We start from the raw sequence: 4,847 nt of genomic DNA on the forward strand, positions 1-4,847 counted from the left end.
CCCACCCGGATGCTGTGCATCCAAAGTGAAATGGACGTAACCTGGCTGCTCTACTGTCATTTCAACATACTCGTTACTGCCTGCGTGTTGGGAAGCAAGATCAAAATCCTCCGTAGATGCCCAGCTTTGACGCCCGACATACAGGTCCACCTCTCCGTCTTTCTCGCCGACAGACGACAGCCACACTCGTACGACAGCCGGCCGGTCTACATACAGACCGGCATAACGTGTTTCGTTAATGTCCAGGTTCACAGCTTGTCCGTTCGTCAACAGCAGAGGGGTTAAGTCGTCTTCTGCTTTCGCCGGTGAACTGGTTTCCACTTGGCTGATCACTTCAACATCACTGAACGATTCGCGTGCCGTCAGGCTGAAATAGTAACGTCCCGGAGCGATAAAACCGTTGCTTTGTGGTGTGAACGTGATGACTTCATCACTACCAGAGCCATATTCGGAAACCTGATAATCGTAGTAATGCGCCACTTTCTGGTAACTGGCGTACAAATCAGAATCGCCGTCACCACGTGTTGTCACAGTAAACGACGTGACGCCGTCTGGAATATCAATATAGAACTGCTGCTCTTCATATTGATCGGCAGAGAAATGCGCTGAATGATTCATACCGAAACTTGGCATGGCATCGTCGCTCTGATCACCATTATCGTTATTATCATCGCCATGATCCGTGCCTGGTTCTTCGCTGCTGAGTGTTGTTAACCAAGTAGCAAACTCGCTGTCGTACTGAGGCCCGAGTCGCTTCACTTCTTCCGCCCACGACTGGTACTCGCCGCTGCGGCCAAGCTGAAGCAGACGATCAACGTCAGCCGGGTGGTTTTCGATCATAAAACGCACTGCTAGGTAACCCCAGCGATAGATGCGGTTTACGTCATGGTTGTAATCCGTGGCAAACACATCGCTCAGCGAGTAGTTGGCGTCCGAGGCCAGATCAATCGCTGCCTGATAGCCTTTCTTGTAATGCATGTATTCCGCAAACCCTTCCAGCCACCACACCATGTTGCCGTGGCTGAGCGTATCACCGAAACCGCCATATAAGTTGAAGCGACCATCGAGATAATGAACATACTCGTGTTCAAGGTTAAGGATCGCCAGATCGTCACCTGAATCGTAACGGTAGGCCAGAAAACGAGCGGTGTTGTTCGGATCCGATGGTGTGCCTTCCAGATACTGACCACCATTGTCGGTACTGTTGCCAAACAGGAAGTTGGAATAAGTGACATAAGCGTCGTTACTTGGCCATACCACCACTTCAACCTGATCGTTGTGGTCGTCGGCCACCGGGACGGCGCCCGAGTTAACCACATCATGGAAGTCCGCCTCTTTGGCTTCCAGTACATCACACGCTTTTTGAGCTTGTTGATCGGACAAATTCTGCGAACGAATGATTGCCGGTCCATGACAAGTGTAACGATTCGGCAGCAAACGTTGCTCCAGTTGCGTTTTTCCTTCCGCCAAATGCAGCTCGGCGCCCCGCTCCGGCGCGTAAAACAGGATCATTTCTGCCGCCGCCAACCAAAGACGCTCACCCGGCGTGCCAATTTGATGCTGTTGCAGTGTCTGCTCCATCATCGCCAACACCTGTTCACGAAGCGTGTCGTTGCGCGTGGCCAGAAGACGGCCAGATTCACGTACGGCGTTGTACACCAAAAATTCTGCATCGGTACCCAGTGCCCACTGATTCTGGTCAACAAACGTTTTTAGGCGTGTCAGGTACTCCGGATGGCGAGCCATATCATCGTAAAACGCGCTGCGCGAAACATGGCCGGACATCGCGCGGAAGAGGTTGTTGAGGCCATCGACATATTGCAGGTTCTGCGCACTTTCACGGTCAAACGAACCCAACATGTCCAGCATGGAGTCCATCGCCAACGGCAGTTGTTTTACGCTGTCAACCATCAGGCTCATCCCTGACATCGCGTCCACTTGATCTCGGCCCAAGTCGCGCGCGAATGGAGAGCGTAGGAACTGATCAGACAGTTGAGCCAAAGACTGACTCATCGCTTCTGAGTAGTAGCCGTGTTTATCTTGCGTGGCATAGCGGGCAAAATACGCAGCGCGTACAAACTCACTCAAGTTGGCGATTCGCTTGGCCTGTGCGTCCTCACCACGATAGTGAGTGACTTCTGTCGCCAACGCACGCTGGATTTGTTGCAGTGACGCTTCACTGTATAACCCTTGAGCTGCCTCTTCTGGCGCATTGTACCAGGAGCGGAAACAGGATTGTTCCGCGTCCGAAATATCAGCAATGATATCCGGAGACTGGATGAGATCCTGATATTCGCATTGTGCAGCAGCAGTGGAACTGACACCGGCCAGCAACAGCGCCGTGACCAGTTTCTTGGGAACGAATAGACGTTGATTGTGTTTCATACGCAACACCCTTTTTATAGTAATGATTTGAGGCTGCGTTATATCAACGATTAATGCTTAATATAAATCCAAATGCATAGCCTTTTAGAGGCTGGTTCAAAACTTTCGCCAAATAAGACAATCGCAATCGATAAAATAAAACATATATTTAACAATCAGTTAGCCAGAAAAGAAACTGATACGAAACTCACTAATCTGGTCATCATAATATTGCTGCCACTCACTGTCCGTCAGGTTGGCAAAGCGGCTCTGACGCTGTTGTTCAAGTGTGCGTTTTAATCTTTCCAGCTGTTGTTGATAGCTCTGAGTCTGCGTTGTCTGCTCTGCCACTTGCTGCGCTCTGGCTTGTATGTCGTTCGCTTCCGCATCACTTAGGTACATTGCCGCAAGCTGTGAAGACACCTGTTCTCTTTGCGTCTGGCTATATGAGTGAGGAATCAGGCTGAGGCCTCTTTCGTATTTGGCCGCAGAGCTGACTAAACCGATCGCTGCTTCACTCTTATGCCATTGATTGAGTAAGTGGCGATAAGATTGCACAAACTGATCGGGGCTTTCGGTGGCTAACTGCTGCGTTTCCAGACTAAAGTCATAGACGGCAAACTCGTCAGCAAACACGATGTTGGCAGCCTCTCCCCATGTCTGTTGAGCCAGGCGCTTAACCTCTTCAACTCTCGCCTGCAAGGTCGCAAAATCACTGAGTGAGGTGCTGCCAAGACTCTGCTGCCACTCCTGATTCAAACGTTGATAGTGCGCGATTAACTGATAACGCTCCGGCGTCAGCATGGTTTGTATTAAATCGAGCTCCAAGGCACAGCTATCGCGATCCAGACACTCACGCCAAAACGCTTCCACCTGAAAAACAAAGGCTCGCCCCTGCGCGTATTCAAACCGCTTTGCCAGATCCATCAAACGCTCAGATGACTCGCGGCTGGGTGAAACCGAACTCGGTGTAGGCACGCTCTCAGGTACCAAGCCCGATGAACCTGAAGGCTGATCGGGCGCTGAGACGGGCTCCGGCGACAAGACAGTTGAAACTGGTGCCGAGCTGTAACGCCACCACAAAGTGCCCGCCACAACGGCAAGCACAGTGACTGAGATAAGGCGATTCATTCTTTGATGACCGCACTGACCGGGAAGTGATCCGACAGATTGTAGTGTTTCCACAAACGTTCATCCGTTGAACGCGGGACATCCACGCGATTGTCGTTGTAAGCCTTAATGCCATACTCATTGCTCACCATCACGTAATCTAAATATTCCACGTTCTCACCACCTGACAGAGCTTCACCAGCGAAGTCGTTGATGCGTGGGTCAAAAGTCGATTCCGTATAACCCGTATACTGAGGCTCAATCGCACTCAGGTTAGCAATCATCTGTTGATAGTCACCTGGGAATTTACGCTTGTTGACATTGAAATCACCGCTGTAGACCACCGTTTCGTTGGCAGGAATCTCGAGAGACTGCGCCATTGCGCGCATCTGTTTAAACTGACGTTGACGGTAGTCGCGCGCCGTATCGGTATCGTAAGAAGCCGTGTGAGTCGCAAACACATGGTATGCCTTACCACCTTTGATGATCTCGGCATAATTCACGCCTTTATCGGCGAAACAGTCCGTACCGGTGCAGTCTGGAAATACATACTGAGCCTGATTCACAATGGGGTAACGGCTGACTATCATCACACCGCCGTCATAAATATTGACGCCATCTTTGTCCAGCATCTTGGTCTGATAAGGATACTCTTTGGCAAGCTCACGCAGAAACTCGTCGCGGCCCCCCGCAAACACTTCCTGAAGCGCTAACACATCATAGCCTTTGACATATTCCGGAATAATGTCAAAACGGTCGTCGATGTGGGAGGCAATCGCAGGTAACGCCCAAATGTTGTAAGTCATCATCTTCAACGTATCTTCGTCCGGCTCTGGCTGCTCATCAATTTTGGCGGGGGTGATAGTGTAGTAAAGATCATCGTAACGAGCGGTCTGAGCCGATTTAAATGCCAGCTCGGCCGCACGGTCACCAAAACTGTCGCTGTCGAAGCGATGTACATTGCGATCGTCTTGCAACTGCAGACCGACATCGGAAGCCGAGACACCGTATTCGATAGTAGAATTGTACCAGTGGCCTTCCATTACCTGGTTTAGGGTAACGCTTTCCCCTTGCGGATTAGACACAACAGTATGGAAACGATAGGTTTCACCGGATTTCACACCTTCCCAACGATTAAAGCTGATCACCTGCTTGGTTTCCCATGGCCCCAGCACTTCAACATGCTGTTGCCATTCTTCACCGTATTGCAGTAAGTCCGATCCTTCATGGTTGACCTGTATGGTTAAAGTTTGATCAGAGTTATTGGTCAGATACACATCGGTATCTGCAACGGCAGGAAGCGCCAGAATTGAAGCTAACAATACATTCCACTGCGTAAGATTCATTTTTCCATCCTTTGTATAAATTTGAAG

The 4,847-nt window shown here is 50.4% G+C and carries 3 protein-coding genes; all 3 read right to left on the bottom strand.

Annotated elements, in window-relative coordinates; translation table 11 throughout:
• Positions 1-2,385, bottom strand: a 2,385-nt coding sequence (locus CAG65_RS08260; protein WP_161453317.1) for a M9 family metallopeptidase, incomplete at its 3' end; no start/stop codon positions are given.
• Between the two features lie 159 nt (positions 2,386-2,544).
• Positions 2,545-3,495: a chromosome partitioning protein ParA gene (locus CAG65_RS08265; protein WP_161453318.1), complete on the bottom strand. Its 951-nt coding sequence runs from the start codon at positions 3,493-3,495 to the stop codon at positions 2,545-2,547.
• The gene (locus CAG65_RS08270) at positions 3,492-4,820 is read right to left on the bottom strand and encodes a sphingomyelin phosphodiesterase (protein WP_021704714.1); all 1,329 of its coding nucleotides are present in this window, start codon (positions 4,818-4,820) and stop codon (positions 3,492-3,494) included. The genes CAG65_RS08265 and CAG65_RS08270 overlap by 4 nt, the downstream gene beginning before the upstream one ends.
• Positions 4,821-4,847: the final 27 nt, after the last annotated feature.

It is taken from the genome of Vibrio sp. V39_P1S14PM300 (genome assembly GCF_009904765.1).
GTDB classification, from domain to species: domain Bacteria; phylum Pseudomonadota; class Gammaproteobacteria; order Enterobacterales; family Vibrionaceae; genus Vibrio; species Vibrio proteolyticus.